This window comes from Pseudomonas sp. LBUM1652, from assembly GCF_059716105.1.
The window spans coordinates 1,008,094-1,020,804 of the sequence record NZ_CP166804.1; the positions used below are offsets into that span (position 1 = coordinate 1,008,094).

Genomic DNA, 12,711 nt, shown 5'->3' on the forward strand with positions numbered 1-12,711 from the left:
TTGGCTCACAAGTACGCGGCATTGGCCGCATCGAGGCGGCCCTGGGCGCGCAGGATCAATTCGCAGAATTCGCGGGCTGCACCTTCGCCGCCACGTGCCCGGGTTACGCCGTGGGCATGTTCGCGGACGAAGTCGGCAGCGTTGGCTACGGCCATGCCCAGTCCCACGCGACGGATCACCGGCAGGTCGGGCAGGTCGTCACCGAGGTAGGCGACCTGTTCATAGCTTAGGCCCAGTTGTTCAAGTAGACCGTCCAGAACCACCAATTTGTCTTCGCGCCCCTGAAACAGGTGCGGGATGCCGAGGTTTTTCGCTCGGCGCTCGACTACGGGGGTTTTGCGGCCACTGATGATGGCGGTCTGCACACCCGCGTTCATGAGCATTTTGATGCCTTGGCCGTCGAGGGTGTTGAAAGTCTTGAATTCGCTGCCGTCTTCAAGGAAGTACAGGCGACCGTCAGTGAGGACGCCGTCGACGTCGAAAACCGCCAGTTTGATCGCTTTGCCGCGTTGTAACAGATCGGTGCTCATTTACATCACTCCTGCGCGCAACAGATCGGAGAGGTTGAAAGCGCCGACCGGGCGATCTTCCTCATCGACAACGACCAGTGCGTTGATTCGGTGGTCTTCCATGATTTTCAGGGCTTCGGCGGCGAGCATTTCGGGCCGTGCGGTTTTGCCGTGGGCCGTCATCACCTGATCGATGGTGGCGCTGCGGATGTCGATGCTGCGATCCAGGGTGCGGCGCAAATCGCCGTCGGTAAAAATCCCGGCGAGCTTGCCGTCGGCTTCAAGGATGACAGTCATGCCCAGACCCTTGCGGGTCATTTCCATCAGCGCATCCTTGAGCAGTGTGCCGCGCTGCACCTGCGGCAATTCCTGCCCGGCGTGCATGACGTTTTCCACTTTCAGCAACAAGCGACGGCCCAGGGCGCCACCCGGGTGGGAAAAGGCGAAATCTTCAGCGGTAAAACCGCGAGCTTCCAGCAACGCTACGGCCAGGGCATCGCCCATGACCAGCGCGGCGGTGGTCGAAGAGGTGGGGGCCAGGTTCAGCGGGCAGGCTTCGTGCTCGACGTGAACATTGAGGTTCACTTCGGCGGCTTTCGCCAGCGGCGAGGCCGGGTTGCCGGTCACGCTGATCAACTGGATGCCCAGGCGTTTGATCAAGGGCAGCAGGGTGACGATTTCGTTGGTCGAGCCGGAGTTCGACAGGGCCAGGATCACGTCATCACGGGTAATCATGCCCATGTCGCCATGGCTGGCTTCAGCCGGGTGTACAAAGAATGCCGGGGTGCCGGTGCTCGCCAGAGTTGCGGCAATCTTGTTGCCGACGTGCCCGGATTTGCCCATGCCGACCACCACCACACGGCCTTTGCTGGCCAGAATCATCTCGCAAGCGCGTACGAAATCGGCGTCGATATGGGGTAACAAGCCTTGAACGGCTTCCACTTCGAGGCGGATGGTGCGTTGTGCCGATTGAATCAGGTCGCTGGATTGGCTCATGTCAGAAATCGTATAGCCCGATGAAAAGGCGGCGATTATAGCGGTTATGTTGCAAAGCCTCACGCAAGTTCGTCGTGCTTTGTCATTCCTCGTTACCAAAACCCGGGAAAAGAGCCGCCAGCCCTGCCATATCGCCGAACACAGGCTGGCACAAGCCTTGGGCGCATGGCCTTTGCAGTGATATAGTTCGCCGCCAGTTCGGCCTGCCCGGGATGTACGTGCTTTTTAAATAAAGCCAGGCGTCCGAGTGAGAGGCTGCATCGCAAGGAGTTTAGATGAGTGCCGATAACGCCTACGCGGTCGAGCTGAAGGGAGTCTCCTTCAAGCGCGGTGCGCGCAGCATTTTCAATAACGTCGATATTCGCATACCGCGCGGCAAGGTCACCGGCATCATGGGGCCTTCCGGGTGTGGCAAGACCACGCTGCTGCGTTTGATGGGCGCACAGTTGCGTCCTGCCAGCGGCGAAGTCTGGGTCAACGGTCAGAACCTGCCGGCGCTGTCGCGCAGTGATCTGTTCGATGCGCGCAAGCACATGGGTGTGCTGTTTCAGAGCGGCGCTCTGTTCACCGATCTCGATGTCTTCGAGAACGTCGCTTTCCCCCTGCGCGTTCATACCGAGTTGCCGGAAGAAATGATCCGCGACATCGTCCTGCTCAAATTGCAGGCGGTGGGGTTGCGCGGTGCAATCGACTTGATGCCCGATGAGCTGTCCGGTGGCATGAAGCGGCGCGTAGCGCTGGCGCGGGCCATTGCGCTTGATCCGCAGATTCTCATGTACGACGAACCGTTCGTTGGACAGGACCCGATCGCCATGGGCGTGCTGGTACGCCTGATTCGTCTGCTCAACGATGCGTTGGGGATCACCAGTATCGTGGTTTCGCACGATCTGGCCGAAACCGCGAGCATCGCCGACTACATCTATGTAGTGGGTGATGGTCAGGTACTGGGGCAGGGCACGCCCGATGAGCTGATGAACTCGGACGAACCGCGTATCCGCCAGTTCATGACCGGCAATCCCGATGGCCCGGTGCCGTACCATTTTCCAGCGACGGATTACCGCGCAGATCTTCTGGGGAAGCGCTGATGCGCAGAATTTCATTAATAGAACGCGTGCGTCGGTTCGGCGAAGCAGCGATCGACGCCGTTGCGGTGTTCGGTCGGGCCACGCTGTTCCTGTTTCACGCCTTGATAGGGCGTGGCGGTATCAGCGGCGGTTTCGGCTTGCTGGTCAAGCAGTTGCATTCGGTCGGCGTCATGTCGCTGGTGATCATTGTGGTCTCCGGGATTTTCATCGGCATGGTGCTGGCACTTCAGGGTTTCAGCATTCTGTCGAGCTACGGTTCGGAGCAGGCGGTGGGGCAGATGGTTGCGCTGACGCTGCTGCGTGAGCTCGGCCCTGTGGTGACCGCGCTGCTGTTCGCCGGACGTGCCGGTTCGGCGCTGACCGCGGAAATCGGCAACATGAAGTCCACCGAGCAGCTTTCCAGTCTGGAAATGATCGGTGTCGACCCGCTCAAATACATTATTGCCCCGCGTCTGTGGGCCGGATTCATTTCCCTGCCGGTGCTGGCGATGATTTTCAGCGTGGTGGGTATCTGGGGCGGTTCTTGGGTGGCTGTCGACTGGCTGGGTGTGTATGAAGGGTCTTATTGGGCAAACATGCAGAACAGCGTGAACTTCACCAGTGACGTGCTCAACGGCGTCGTCAAAAGTATCGTTTTCGCCTTCGTCGTGACCTGGATCGCCGTATTCCAAGGCTATGACTGTGAGCCCACTTCCGAGGGGATCAGTCGTGCCACCACCAAGACCGTAGTATTTGCCTCGCTGGCAGTACTGGGCCTGGACTTTATTCTGACCGCTTTGATGTTTGGAGATTTCTGATGCAAAACCGCACCCTGGAAATCGGTGTCGGCCTGTTCCTGCTGGCAGGGATCCTGGCTTTGCTGCTGCTTGCTTTGCGGGTCAGTGGCCTGTCTCCGACTTCGACCACCGAAACTTATAAACTTTATGCCTACTTCGACAATATCGCTGGTCTGACGGTCAGAGCCAAAGTGACCATGGCCGGTGTAACCATCGGCAAGGTCACCGCAATCGATCTGGATCGCGACAGCTTCACCGGTCGGGTGACCCTGCAAGTGGATAAAAAGGTCGACAACCTGCCGACCGACTCCACAGCGTCTATCCTGACCGCTGGTCTGTTGGGCGAGAAATACATCGGTATCAGCGTAGGCGGGGAAGATACCCCTCTGAAGGATGGTGGAACCATTCACGACACACAGTCGTCACTGGTACTGGAAGACCTGATCGGTAAATTCCTGCTCAATACCGTTAGCAAAGACGCCAAATGAGGAGCTTTTGAATGATCTCTACCTTGCGACGTGGCCTGTTGGTGTTGCTCGCGACATTGCCACTGATGGGTACCGCTGTGGCGGCACAGTCAGCGCACGATCTGATTCAGGACACCACCACCCGGATGCTTGCTGATCTGTCGGCCAATAAAGAGAAATACAAGCAGGATCCGAACGACTTTTATGCTGCACTGAACACTATCGTTGGTCCGGTGGTCGATGCCGAAGGCATCTCCAAAAGCATCATGACGGTCAAATATTCGCGCAAGGCAACGCCTGCGCAGATGCAGACCTTCCAGGAAAACTTCAAGAAAGGCCTGTTCCAGTTCTACGGCAACGCCTTGCTCGAATACAACAACCAGGGCATCACCGTTGATCCTGCCAAGGACGAATCGGGTGATCGCACCAGCGTCGGCATGACCGTAAAGGGCACCAACGGCGCGGTATACCCTGTGCAGTACACCCTGGAGAAGATCAACGGCGAGTGGAAACTGCGCAACGTGATCATCAACGGCATCAACATCGGCAAGTTGTTCCGGGACCAGTTCGCCGACGCGATGCAGCGTAACGGCAATGATCTGGACAAGACCATCAACAATTGGGCAGGTGAAGTGGCCAAGGCCAAGCAAACCACCGAGAAGCCAGCGCAATGAATGAGGCGGCAGTTCGTATGAGTGATGTCGACGAGCTATTGCTCAGCGGAGTGCTGGACTACCGCACTGGCCCGGACTTGCGCAAGGAAGGTCAGGCGCTGATCAAGTCGAGCAAGGCTTCTGCGCTGGTCATCGATTGTTCGGCCGTGAAGAAGTCCAGCAGCATCGGCTTGTCGCTGCTGCTGTGCTTCATGCGCGATGCTCAGGCGGCCGGTAAGGCTGTCAGCATCCGCGCGATGCCCGAAGACATGCGCGAAATTGCACAGGTCAGTGAACTGACCGAACTGTTGGCGCAATCCTGAACCCGCATCAATAAAGAAGCCCCCCGTCAGAGTCCTGCCTTGCGGGGTTCGCAGGCGCGGGGCTTTTTTGTATGATGTCCGACCCGTGCGCACAGGGCGCCGATTGAGGTTGAGCATGCAGGCCGTAGAAGTGAAGAGCTTCCTTGAAGGAAAGCTGCCCGGAACGTTGGTAGAAGTTGAGGGCGAAGGCTGCAATTTCCAGCTGAACGTGATTAGCGATGAACTGGCGGCGTTGAGCCCGGTGAAGCGTCAGCAGCAGATCTATGCCCATTTGAACCCATGGATCACCGATGGCAGCATCCATGCGGTCACTATGAAATTTTTCAGCAGCGCGGCCTGGGCCGAGCGCACCTGAGCCTAAGGGCGTCGAGATTCTTATGGATAAATTGATTATTACTGGTGGCGCTCGTCTTGATGGCGAGATCCGCATTTCCGGGGCAAAGAACTCTGCCCTGCCGATTCTGGCTGCCACCCTGCTGTGCGATGGCCCGGTGACGGTCGGCAACCTGCCGCACTTGCACGACATCACCACCATGATCGAGCTGTTCGGTCGCATGGGCATTGAGCCTGTGATCGACGAGAAACTCAGCGTCGAAATCGACCCGCGCACCATCAAGACCCTGATCGCTCCGTACGAACTGGTGAAAACCATGCGTGCGTCGATCCTGGTACTGGGCCCTATGGTTGCCCGTTTCGGTTCAGCCGAAGTCGCGCTGCCTGGCGGTTGCGCCATCGGTTCGCGTCCGGTCGACCTGCATATCCGTGGTCTCGAAGCCATGGGCGCGGTGATTGATGTCGAAGGCGGCTACATCAAGGCCAAGGCGCCTGAAGGCGGCCTTCGCGGTGCGCACTTCTTCTTCGATACCGTCAGCGTGACCGGTACTGAAAACATCATGATGGCTGCTGCTCTGGCCAAGGGCCGCAGCGTGCTTCAGAACGCAGCGCGCGAGCCTGAAGTGGTTGACCTGGCGAACTTCCTCAACGCCATGGGCGCGAAGGTTTCCGGTGCTGGCACCGACACCATCACCATCGATGGCGTCGAGCGTCTGGGTTCGTGTTTCTACAAGGTGATGCCTGACCGTATCGAAACCGGCACCTACCTGGTGGCCGCTGCGGTCACCGGTGGTCGCGTCAAGGTCAAGGACACCGATCCGACCATCCTCGAAGCGGTTCTGGAAAAACTTCGCGAATCCGGCGCAGAAATCACCTGCGGTGAAGACTGGATCGAGCTGAACATGCACGGCAAGCGCCCGAAAGCGGTCAACGTGCGCACTGCGCCGTACCCGGCGTTCCCGACGGACATGCAGGCGCAGTTCATCTCGCTCAATGCCATTGCCGAAGGCACTGGTGCCGTGATCGAGACGATCTTCGAAAACCGCTTCATGCACGTTTACGAACTGCACCGGATGGGCGCCAAGATCCAGGTCGAAGGCAACACTGCCATCGTCACCGGTACTGAAGTCCTCAAAGGCGCGCCAGTGATGGCAACCGACCTGCGTGCTTCGGCCAGTCTGGTGATCTCGGCTCTGGTCGCCGAAGGCGATACCCTGATCGACCGCATCTACCACATCGACCGTGGTTACGAGTGCATCGAAGAAAAACTGCAGATGCTGGGCGCCAAGATCCGTCGCGTTCCGGGCTAACAGCTGCATGAGGACACAGGGACGTGTCCACTGAATTCGTTTCGAATCGAGCCGTTATCCGGCTCGATGTGTGTCCGGCGTCGATTGCGACCGGACATGAGTACCTTGATAAGGACTGACGTTTCCCATGTTGACCATCGCACTGTCCAAGGGCCGTATCCTTGACGACACCCTGCCGCTTCTCGCTGAAGCGGGCATTGTGCCGACCGAGAATCCGGACAAGAGCCGCAAGCTGATCATCCCCACGACCCAGGACGACGTACGTCTGCTGATCGTGCGTGCCACCGACGTGCCGACGTATGTCGAGCATGGCGCGGCCGACCTCGGCGTTGCCGGCAAAGACGTGCTGATGGAATACAGCGGTCAGGGCTTGTACGAGCCACTGGACCTGCAGATCGCCCAATGCAAACTGATGACCGCCGGCAAGATCGGCGCGGCCGAGCCCAAGGGCCGTCTGCGTGTGGCTACCAAGTTCGTCAACGTCGCCAAGCGTTATTACGCCGAACAGGGCCGTCAGGTCGACATCATCAAGCTCTACGGCTCGATGGAGCTGGCACCGCTGATCGGTCTGGCCGACAAGATCATCGACGTGGTCGACACCGGCAACACCCTGCGCGCCAACGGTCTGGAACCCCAGGAGCTGATCGCCACGATCAGCTCGCGCCTGGTGGTCAACAAGGCTTCGATGAAAATGCAACACGCCCGTATCCAGGCGTTGATCGATACCCTGCGCAACGCTGTGGAATCGCGACACCGCGGCTGATTTACCTGCGCGACCTTGAGTCGCGCCCGTCTATCCGCCTCATAGCCAGAATCTCAGGTGCCCAAGCGGAAACGACTGCTAAGTTAGGGCGCCTGAGTTTTTGCCATTCCTATGAGGCTCTCGCTATGACCGCACCGACTGCAATTCGCCGACTCAACGCTGCTGACCCGGATTTCGCGCATCATCTGGATCATCTGCTGAGCTGGGAAAGTGTGTCTGACGACTCGGTCAATCAGCGCGTGCTGGACATCATCAAGGCTGTGCGCGAGCGCGGTGACGCGGCGCTGGTCGAGTTCACCCAGAAGTTCGACGGTCTCGAAGTCGCCTCGATGGCCGACCTGATCCTGCCGCGCGAGCGTCTGGAGCTGGCCCTGACCCGCATCACCGTGCCTCAGCGCGAAGCACTGGAAAAAGCCGCGGCCCGTGTGCGCAGCTACCACGAAAAACAGAAGCAGGATTCCTGGAGCTACACCGAAGCCGATGGCACGGTGCTGGGCCAGAAGGTTACGCCGCTGGATCGCGCAGGCCTGTACGTGCCGGGCGGCAAGGCGTCGTACCCGTCGTCGGTGTTGATGAACGCCATTCCTGCCAAGGTTGCCGGTGTGACCGAAGTGGTCATGGTCGTGCCGACTCCGCGCGGTGAAATCAACGAGCTGGTGCTGGCCGCTGCGTGCATCGCAGGCGTCGATCGTGTGTTCACCATCGGTGGCGCACAAGCCGTTGCCGCGCTGGCCTATGGCACCGAAAGCGTGCCGAAAGTGGATAAAGTGGTCGGCCCGGGCAACATCTATGTGGCCACCGCCAAGCGCCACGTGTTTGGTCAGGTCGGTATCGACATGATCGCCGGCCCTTCGGAAATCCTTGTGGTGTGCGACGGCCAGACCGATCCGGACTGGATCGCCATGGACCTGTTCTCCCAAGCCGAGCACGATGAAGACGCTCAAGCCATTCTGGTCAGCCCCGACGCCGAGTTCCTCGACAGGGTCGCCGCGAGCATCGACAAACTGCTGCCGACCATGGATCGCGCAACCATCATCGAAACCTCGATCAATGGCCGCGGCGCGCTGATTCAAGTGCGTGACATGGCACAGGCCATCGAAGTCGCCAACCGCATCGCCCCGGAACACCTGGAACTCTCGGTCGCTGACCCGCAAGCCTGGCTGCCGCAGATCCGCCACGCCGGCGCGATCTTCATGGGCCGTCACACCTCCGAAGCCTTGGGCGACTATTGCGCAGGCCCGAACCACGTATTGCCGACCTCCGGCACGGCGCGTTTCTCCTCGCCACTGGGTGTTTATGACTTCCAGAAACGCTCGTCGATCATCTTCTGTTCCGAGGCCGGTGCTTCCGAGCTGGGCAAGACCGCATCGGTACTCGCCCGTGGCGAATCCCTGAGCGCCCACGCGCGCAGCGCCGAATACCGCATCATTGACGACAAGCAGGGGAACTGAACATGAGTAAATTCTGGAGCCCGTTCGTCAAGGATCTGGTGCCTTATGTGCCGGGCGAACAGCCGAAGCTGACCAAACTGGTCAAGCTCAACACCAATGAAAACCCCTACGGCCCGTCGCCAAAAGCCCTGGCGGCGATGCAGACCGAACTCAACGATAATCTTCGCCTGTACCCTGATCCGAACAGTGATCTGCTGAAAAACGCCGTCGCCCAGTACTACGGCGTGCAGAGCAATCAGGTGTTCCTCGGCAACGGTTCGGACGAAGTGCTCGCCCACATTTTCCACGGCCTGCTGCAACACGATCAGCCGATTCTCTTCCCGGACATCAGCTACAGCTTCTATCCGGTGTATTGCGGGTTGTACGGCATCAAGTTCGACGCAGTGCCGCTGGACGCACAGTTCCAGATCAACCCGGCGGACTACGCCAAGCCGAACGGCGGGATCATTTTCCCCAACCCGAACGCACCGACCGGTTGCCTGCTGGCACTGGAAGCGGTCGAGCAGATTCTCAAGGCCAGCCCTGATTCGGTGGTGGTAGTGGATGAGGCTTATATCGACTTTGGCGGCGAGACAGCGATCAGTCTGGTGGACCGTTACCCGAACCTGCTGGTGACCCAGACTCTGTCCAAGTCGCGCTCGTTAGCTGGCCTGCGCGTTGGCCTGGCAGTGGGGCATCCGGACCTGATCGAGGCGCTGGAGCGGATCAAGAACAGCTTCAACTCTTATCCTTTGGATCGTCTGGCGAATGTCGGAGCGGCGGCGGCATTCGAAGACCGCGAGTATTTCGACAAGACCTGTCGTCTGGTGATCGAGAGCCGTGAGTGGGTGGTTGCGCAGTTGCAGGGCAAAGGTTTTGAAGTCTTGCCGTCGGCAGCGAACTTCATTTTTGCTCGGCATCCGCAACATGATGCGGCAGGGCTGGCGGCTAAATTGCGCGAGCAGGGCGTGATCGTCCGGCACTTCAAGCAGGAGCGGATTGCGCAGTTCCTGCGGATTTCGATTGGCACGCCGGAGCAGAATCAGGCGTTGATTGATGGGCTCGGCGAACTCTAAAACACCATTACCCCTGTAGGAGCGAGCCTGCTCGCGAAAGCGGACGGACATTCATGACCCGGCGCAATCGCGAGCAGGCTCGCTCCTACAGGGGACTTGTGTTGGTTATTCGTGATGTGGCTCACCCAAAAACGTTAGCGAACTGAACAGTCCACGACTGTTCACATCAACACTGTCCTTCACCGGCACCTCTACTTGCGCCGCAATCACATTCAACCCTTCATTACGCACCAACACCTGCGCACGCCCATCCTTGTCAGTCTCGGTGCTCAGCGTATTCGGCGCACTGCGATAGTCGCCAATCAACTTCACGCCCGCCGCCGGTTTGCCATCGAGCAATACCCGCACCGGCAATGATTTCCCCGGTCCGACCGTCAGCGGATCGACTTCCGGCAAAATCAGCAACTTGATCTGATCAAGCTTGGGCAACTTCGCCCCCGGCTGATAAATCGCCAGGCTGTACTTGAACGTCTCCGTCGCCTCGACAGCGCCCGGGACTTTGCTGCGACCCTCGTTGATCCACTTCTTGTCAGCGGTTTGCGACCACATCCCGTTGTTTAGTGCCACGGCCATGACCGCCGGTTTTTTCAGCGGCTTCAGACGTGCATGATCGGGCAGGCGTTCGACGCTGACCGGGATCATTTTGCCGCCCGCGTCATAGGCCCAGGCGCCGCTGATTTTCTGCGCCTTGAAGGCATTGTCTTCGGCGCCGTGGCCGTAGATCACTTCGATATTGCCGCGACGTTGCTCTGTCCACAGGCCATGGGCCGAAGCCTGGGTGGCGAACAGTGCGGCGATGATCAGGAGGGTTTTGCGGCATTGCATGATGACGTCCTTTTACAGGTTGAGTGTCAGGCTGACGGTGAAGTTGCGCGGCTCGCCGGGGTTGACCCAGTAGTTGCTGTAGGAGCGCTCGTAGTATTTTTCGTCGAAGACGTTGTTCAGGTTCAGGCCGACCGTGACGTTGTCGCTGGCCTTGTAATGGGCCAGCAGATCGACGGTGTGATAGGCCGGCATTTCAAAGTCGCCGCCGGCTTCACCGGAGCGATCGCCGACATAAGTAAACGCCGCGCCGACGTCCGAGCCGCGCAAATGGCCGTCCTGAAATTCATAAACCCCCAGCAGGCTGCCGCTGCGTTTGGCCACGCCAAGAATGCGGCTGCCGGTGGGAATCACCGCATCGCCCTTGGTGACTTCTGCGTCGATGTAGGCGAATGCGCCGATGACTCGCAGCGCATCGGTTACTTGTCCGGTCACTTGCAGATCGAATCCACTACTGCGTGCCTTGCCCATGGCCCGGCTGGTGTCGGTGGAGGGATCGAGGGCGAGGATGTTTTCCTTGTCGATGTGGAAGAAGGCGAGGGTGCTGCTCAAACGCTCGTCGAACAATTCGTTCTTGATGCCGATTTCGTAACCCACGCCTTCTTCGGGATCGAATGATTTGCCGGAGGCATCGAGGCCGTTGTTGGGTTTGAACGAGGTCGAGGCGTTGGCGAACAGGCCGGTATTCGGCGTCAGTTGATAGAGCAGGCCGGCGCGTTGGGTGAGGGCGTCGTGGGTCTGGTGGCTTTTGGCGTTGCGGCTGTGATCGTCGATGCGTTGATCAAAGTGCTCGAAGCGCGCACCGACCATTCCACGCAGTTTGTCGGTGAAGACGATTTGATCCTGCAGGTTAAGCGCATGGCTTTCGACGTGTTCGAAGAAATCGGTACCCGAGCGTGCGCCGTTGGGTTTCGGCTGGCCGTAGACCGGTTTGTAAATGTCGATGGCGTAAGGGCCGCCAGCGATGATGGTGACACGCTCGTTCTTGCGGTAGTTCTCGTACTCGCTGCCGATCAGCAGTTCGTGCTGCCAGGGGCCGAGGTCGAAGAGTCCGCGCAATTCCAGTTGGGTGATGCTGTCGTGCCAGTGGGTGTCACGCTCGCGATAACGTCGGTTCACCGTATGACCGTCAGCGTTCAGAGCACGACTTTCAGAAGCGTTGCCCCAGAGTTTGCCTTCCTTGTAATGGCTGGCCAGGCGCAGTTTCCAGTTGTCGTTGAGGTGATGTTCGAGCGTGGCCTGAAGCAGGTTGTTGTGGTTGTCGATGTTGCCGTCGTTCGGTTCGCCGAGGAAGGTCGAGCGCGAAACGCCGCTCCATTTGTTGTTTGGCGCGACGATGCCGCGGTCGAACGTGGAGCTGTGGCGGACGATTTCGCTTTCCACCAACAGCGATGTGTCGGGATTGAGTTGCCAACTGATCGAGGGCGCGACGAATACACGCTGGCTGTCGACGTGATCGCGAAAGCTGTGGTTGTCCTCGACGGCCAGGTTGATCCGCGAGAGCACATCACCCTGTTCATCGAGTGGCGTGTTGACGTCCAGCGCGGTGCGATAGCGATCCCAACTGCCGGCGCTGGTTTGCAGGGTGGTAAAGGCTTCGGGTTGCGGTTTTTTGGTGACGATGTTCACTGTGCCGCCCGGATCCCCTCGGCCATACAAGCTGGCGGCAGGGCCTTTGAGCACTTCGATGCGCTCGATGTTGGCGGCGTCGGGTGTTGCCGGGTAGCCGCGATTGGCGCTGAAACCGTCCTTGTAGAACTCCGAGGTGGTGAAACCGCGCACGCTGTATTCGTAGAGGGTCAGGCCGCCGAAGTTGTTTTGCTTGGACACGCCGCCGGCAAAATCCAGCGCGCGTTCGACGCTGCTGCTGCCCAGATCCTTGAGCACGCTGGCGGGCACCACGCTGATTGCCTGCGGGATGTCGCGGATCGCGGTGTCGGTTTTGGTCGCGCTGGACGAGCGCGTGGCGCGGTAGCCTGTGACGGGCCCGGTAGGGGATTGGTAGTCGGAGGAGACGCTGATGGCGTCGAGTTCGAGTGGCTGCGATTCTTCGGCGAAGACTGGATCGCACAGCAAGCCCAGAGGTAAACCGAGGGTCAGGCCCAGCAGCGAGGCCTTTGTTCGAGACGACATGTTATGTTATTCCAATTGTTTAATTGAAACAATAT

14 protein-coding genes are annotated in these 12,711 nt (G+C 59.2%); 10 read left to right on the plus strand and 4 right to left on the minus strand.

What is annotated here, in order from left to right; translation table 11 throughout:
• Window positions 1-5: 5 nt before the first annotated feature.
• Window positions 6-530, minus strand: coding sequence for a KdsC family phosphatase (locus ACA069_RS04425; protein ID WP_042557670.1), 525 nt, complete (start codon window positions 528-530; stop codon window positions 6-8).
• Window positions 531-1,505, minus strand: a complete 975-nt coding sequence (locus ACA069_RS04430; protein WP_047299779.1) for a KpsF/GutQ family sugar-phosphate isomerase — start codon at window positions 1,503-1,505, stop codon at window positions 531-533. It abuts the gene before it with no gap.
• A gap of 275 nt (window positions 1,506-1,780) precedes the next feature.
• Here ACA069_RS04430 and ACA069_RS04435 point away from each other — a divergent pair, with 275 nt between their 5' ends.
• The 10 genes from ACA069_RS04435 to hisC all read left to right on the plus strand — a co-directional run bounded on the left by ACA069_RS04435 (window position 1,781) and on the right by hisC (window position 9,721).
• Window positions 1,781-2,590: an ATP-binding cassette domain-containing protein gene (locus ACA069_RS04435; protein ID WP_187676785.1), complete on the plus strand. Its 810-nt coding sequence runs from the start codon at window positions 1,781-1,783 to the stop codon at window positions 2,588-2,590.
• Window positions 2,590-3,387 (plus strand): lipid asymmetry maintenance ABC transporter permease subunit MlaE, encoded by a 798-nt coding sequence (gene mlaE, locus ACA069_RS04440; protein WP_497616459.1) that lies wholly within the window; start codon window positions 2,590-2,592, stop codon window positions 3,385-3,387. Before ACA069_RS04435 ends, mlaE begins: the two co-directional genes overlap by 1 nt.
• Window positions 3,387-3,854 (plus strand): outer membrane lipid asymmetry maintenance protein MlaD, encoded by a 468-nt coding sequence (mlaD, locus tag ACA069_RS04445; RefSeq protein ID WP_187676787.1) that lies wholly within the window; start codon window positions 3,387-3,389, stop codon window positions 3,852-3,854. Before mlaE ends, mlaD begins: the two co-directional genes overlap by 1 nt.
• A gap of 11 nt (window positions 3,855-3,865) precedes the next feature.
• Window positions 3,866-4,507 carry an MlaC/ttg2D family ABC transporter substrate-binding protein gene (locus ACA069_RS04450; RefSeq protein WP_187676788.1) on the plus strand — a complete coding sequence of 214 codons (642 nt, stop codon included), beginning with the start codon at window positions 3,866-3,868 and terminating at the stop codon, window positions 4,505-4,507.
• Complete coding sequence (locus tag ACA069_RS04455; protein WP_497616461.1) at window positions 4,504-4,809, plus strand: STAS domain-containing protein; 306 nt, start codon at window positions 4,504-4,506, stop codon at window positions 4,807-4,809. Before ACA069_RS04450 ends, ACA069_RS04455 begins: the two co-directional genes overlap by 4 nt.
• A 115-nt stretch (window positions 4,810-4,924) precedes the next feature.
• Window positions 4,925-5,164 carry a BolA family protein gene (locus ACA069_RS04460; protein WP_007912386.1) on the plus strand — a complete coding sequence of 80 codons (240 nt, stop codon included), beginning with the start codon at window positions 4,925-4,927 and terminating at the stop codon, window positions 5,162-5,164.
• A gap of 22 nt (window positions 5,165-5,186) precedes the next feature.
• Entirely contained in the window at window positions 5,187-6,452 is a 1,266-nt protein-coding gene (murA, locus tag ACA069_RS04465) for a UDP-N-acetylglucosamine 1-carboxyvinyltransferase (RefSeq protein ID WP_187676790.1), read from the plus strand.
• Window positions 6,453-6,579: 127 nt separating this feature from the next.
• Window positions 6,580-7,215 (plus strand): ATP phosphoribosyltransferase, encoded by a 636-nt coding sequence (hisG, locus tag ACA069_RS04470; protein ID WP_016771668.1) that lies wholly within the window; start codon window positions 6,580-6,582, stop codon window positions 7,213-7,215.
• Window positions 7,216-7,340: 125 nt separating this feature from the next.
• Complete coding sequence (gene hisD, locus ACA069_RS04475; RefSeq protein WP_401272150.1) at window positions 7,341-8,666, plus strand: histidinol dehydrogenase; 1,326 nt, start codon at window positions 7,341-7,343, stop codon at window positions 8,664-8,666.
• Window positions 8,667-8,668: 2 nt separating this feature from the next.
• Entirely contained in the window at window positions 8,669-9,721 is a 1,053-nt protein-coding gene (gene hisC, locus ACA069_RS04480; protein ID WP_497616465.1) for a histidinol-phosphate transaminase, read from the plus strand.
• A 105-nt stretch (window positions 9,722-9,826) separates the two neighbouring features.
• Here the strand turns inward: hisC and ACA069_RS04485 are convergent, their stop codons facing one another.
• Window positions 9,827-10,546, minus strand: coding sequence for a DUF4198 domain-containing protein (locus tag ACA069_RS04485; RefSeq protein WP_497616466.1), 720 nt, complete (start codon window positions 10,544-10,546; stop codon window positions 9,827-9,829).
• 12 nt (window positions 10,547-10,558) lie between these two features.
• Window positions 10,559-12,676: a TonB-dependent siderophore receptor gene (locus tag ACA069_RS04490; RefSeq protein ID WP_497616468.1), complete on the minus strand. Its 2,118-nt coding sequence runs from the start codon at window positions 12,674-12,676 to the stop codon at window positions 10,559-10,561.
• Window positions 12,677-12,711: the final 35 nt, after the last annotated feature.

Coding starts and splice junctions, on each gene's coding strand:
- ACA069_RS04425 (WP_042557670.1), bottom strand. CDS start 530: ATGAGCACCGATCTGTTACAACGCGGCAAAGCGATCAAACTGGCGGTT.
- ACA069_RS04430 (WP_047299779.1), bottom strand. CDS start 1,505: ATGAGCCAATCCAGCGACCTGATTCAATCGGCACAACGCACCATCCGC.
- ACA069_RS04435 (WP_187676785.1), top strand. CDS start 1,781: ATGAGTGCCGATAACGCCTACGCGGTCGAGCTGAAGGGAGTCTCCTTC.
- mlaE (WP_497616459.1), top strand. CDS start 2,590: ATGCGCAGAATTTCATTAATAGAACGCGTGCGTCGGTTCGGCGAAGCA.
- mlaD (WP_187676787.1), top strand. CDS start 3,387: ATGCAAAACCGCACCCTGGAAATCGGTGTCGGCCTGTTCCTGCTGGCA.
- ACA069_RS04450 (WP_187676788.1), top strand. CDS start 3,866: ATGATCTCTACCTTGCGACGTGGCCTGTTGGTGTTGCTCGCGACATTG.
- ACA069_RS04455 (WP_497616461.1), top strand. CDS start 4,504: ATGAATGAGGCGGCAGTTCGTATGAGTGATGTCGACGAGCTATTGCTC.
- ACA069_RS04460 (WP_007912386.1), top strand. CDS start 4,925: ATGCAGGCCGTAGAAGTGAAGAGCTTCCTTGAAGGAAAGCTGCCCGGA.
- murA (WP_187676790.1), top strand. CDS start 5,187: ATGGATAAATTGATTATTACTGGTGGCGCTCGTCTTGATGGCGAGATC.
- hisG (WP_016771668.1), top strand. CDS start 6,580: ATGTTGACCATCGCACTGTCCAAGGGCCGTATCCTTGACGACACCCTG.
- hisD (WP_401272150.1), top strand. CDS start 7,341: ATGACCGCACCGACTGCAATTCGCCGACTCAACGCTGCTGACCCGGAT.
- hisC (WP_497616465.1), top strand. CDS start 8,669: ATGAGTAAATTCTGGAGCCCGTTCGTCAAGGATCTGGTGCCTTATGTG.
- ACA069_RS04485 (WP_497616466.1), bottom strand. CDS start 10,546: ATGCAATGCCGCAAAACCCTCCTGATCATCGCCGCACTGTTCGCCACC.
- ACA069_RS04490 (WP_497616468.1), bottom strand. CDS start 12,676: ATGTCGTCTCGAACAAAGGCCTCGCTGCTGGGCCTGACCCTCGGTTTA.